Annotated in this window: 1 protein-coding gene; it reads left to right on the plus strand. The window is 68.8% G+C overall.

Annotated features, from left to right (window positions below; translation table 11 throughout):
* A partial coding sequence (locus IEY61_RS30780) for a phage tail protein (protein WP_229706649.1) occupies window positions 1-1,934 on the plus strand: 1,934 nt, incomplete at both ends.

The raw sequence follows: 1,934 nt of genomic DNA on the forward strand, positions 1-1,934 counted from the left end.
GCGGACGCGGGGACCGGGCGGCGGCCAGGCCCCAACGCGGATCCGAAGTTCGCGGCACTGAAGGCGGACGTGCGGGGCAAGCAGAAGCTGCTCGCGGCGCATCCGCCGGCGAAGTCGGAGGCGGCTAAGGCGCAGGGTGCGGCGAAGCCGCCGCAGGACGACAAGGAGGCCCAGGGCAAGGCGGCGAACGCGGAGAAGATGAACGCCGCGAAGCCGGGTGAGTTCGACAAGACGGCGTTCGTCCGGGCCGTGAACGAGGCGATCGCGGCACAGGCGCCGAAGAACCTCGACGAGGCCGACAAGTTCGGCGACTCGGGCAAGGCCGACGCGGTCAAGGGACAGGTCCAGGGCCAGGTCACCGACGGCAAGAAGTCGTCGGCGAACGCGATCGAGACCACCACGAAGGCGCCACCGGACACCTCGGCGGCGAAGGAGAAGCAGGTCACCCCGCTGGTGGCGGACAAGCCACCAGCGACGCCGGGCACGCCGGATCCGGGCAAGGCCGTACCCGACAAGGCGCCACCGGCGGCGACCGACTTCTCCGACGGGCCGGCGCAGGTCGACCAGCAGATGGCCGACGCGCAGGTGACCGAGGAGCAGTTGGCGAAGTCCAACGAGCCGGAGTTCACCGGGGCGTTGAAGGAGAAGAACGCCGTCGAGCAGCACGCCGCCACCGCCCCGGGTCAGGTACGCGCGGCGGAGGCGAAGACCCTGGCCGGGGCGAAGACGGCGGCCGGGCAGGCCGGCGCGGCGGCGATGACCACCCTCGCCGGCGATCGTAAGCAGGCCGGCGCGCAGGTCGGGGCAGGCAAGGAGCAGGCCAAGTCCGCCGACGAGGCGAAGCGGGCCAAGGTCACCGCGATCCTGCAGAAGGTCTTCGACGGCACCAAAAAGGACGTCGAGGACATCCTGTCCGGGCTGGACAAGAAGGTCGACGACCAGTTCACCAAGGGTGAGAAGGCGGCGCGGGACGCGTTCACCGCCGAGCACAAGCGCCGGATGGACGAGTACAAGGACAAGCGGTACTCCGGCATCATCGGCAAGGGCCGGTGGATCAAGGACAAGTTCGCCGGGCTGCCCGAGGAGGCCAACCAGATCTTCGTGGTGGCCCGCAAGGGCTACGTCGACCGGATGCAGCAGGTCATCTCCGGTGTCGCCGACACCATCGGCGCCGAGCTGACCCGGGCCAAGCAGCGCATCGCCACCGGCCGTACGCAGTTGCAGACCGAGGTGCGCGGGCTGGCCCCCGAGCTACAGGCGCTGGGCCGCGAGGCCGCCGCCGAGTTCTCCGGCAAGTTCGACGAACTGACCGAGTCGGTGAACAACAAGGGCACCGAGCTGGTGCAGACGCTCGCGACGAAATACAACGAGGCGCTCGCCTCGGTGGACGAGGAGATCGCCGCCGAGAAGGAGAAGAACAAGGGCCTGGTCGCCAAGGCCGTCGACGCGATCGGCGGCGCCATCAAGACCATCCTCCAGCTCAAGGACATGCTGCTCGGCGTCCTGGCCAAGGCCGCGAGCGCGGTCATGGCGATCATCAAGGACCCGATCGGCTTCCTCGGCAACCTCGTCTCCTCCGTTGGCGCCGGCCTGCGGGCGTTCATGGGCAACCTGCCCGAGCACCTGAAAAAAGGCCTGGTCGGCTGGCTCACCGGCGCGATGGCCGGCGCCGGCCTGGAACTGCCGGCCAAGTTCGACCTGCGCGGCATCGTCATGATGATCGGCTCCCTGCTCGGCCTGACCTGGGCGTCGATCCGGGGTCTGATCGTCAAGCGCGGCGTGCCCGAGCAGGCCATGAGCACGGTCGAGAAGTCCGTGCCCATCGTGCAGAAGGTGCAGTCCCAGGGCCTCGGCGGCATCTGGGAGGAGATCAAGGAGAAGGTCGGCGACCTCAAGGCCAACCTCTTCTCCAAGATCAGCGAGTACCTGATCCC

The organism is Micromonospora sonchi (assembly GCF_014646235.1).
Lineage (GTDB): Bacteria > Actinomycetota > Actinomycetes > Mycobacteriales > Micromonosporaceae > Micromonospora > Micromonospora sonchi.